Source organism: Geminicoccus flavidas, assembly GCF_009806515.1.
Classification (GTDB): Bacteria; Pseudomonadota; Alphaproteobacteria; order Geminicoccales; family Geminicoccaceae; genus Geminicoccus; species Geminicoccus flavidus.
On sequence record NZ_WUJP01000692.1, the window covers coordinates 1 to 462 of the forward strand.

1 pseudogene is annotated in these 462 nt (G+C 77.3%); it reads left to right on the forward strand.

The features are described from left to right. Positions 1 to 42: 42 nt before the first annotated feature. Positions 43 to 462: pseudogene (locus EQG76_RS19815) on the forward strand (hypothetical protein); the annotation flags it as partial.

Sequence of the window (462 nt, forward strand, 5' to 3'; positions counted from 1 at the left end):
GCCCGGTCCGCCGGCCCGGCCTCCCCCTCGTCGGAACTCACCGTGCGTCCGCTGGAGGTGCCGAGCGCCGATGCCGTGGGTAGTGGCGACTGGCAGGGTTCGGCTGCCTGGGACGACACGCCGCCCGCCGAGATCGCCTCGGCCCTGGCAGCCCTGCCGGTCGTCCCGGTCGATCCCGCCGCCCGCCGCCTCCAGGTCGAACTCCTGCTTCTGCCAACCCCGGAGGGCCAGCCGCCCGGCAGCCTGCTGGCCCTGCGCCTCCAGCGCCTGGTCGAGCTGGGTGCTTTGGACGCGGCCCAGGCCCTGGTGGACGAGGCCGGGCCGGGGGCCATCCGCCTGGCCGCCCTGGCGCCGGTCGCGGCCAGCCTCGACCTGGCGGCCGGCCAGGATGAAGCGGCCTGCGCGCTCGCACGCGACGCGGGCATGGAGGGCTGGGGCCAGGAAGCCGGCGGTCAGGATGGC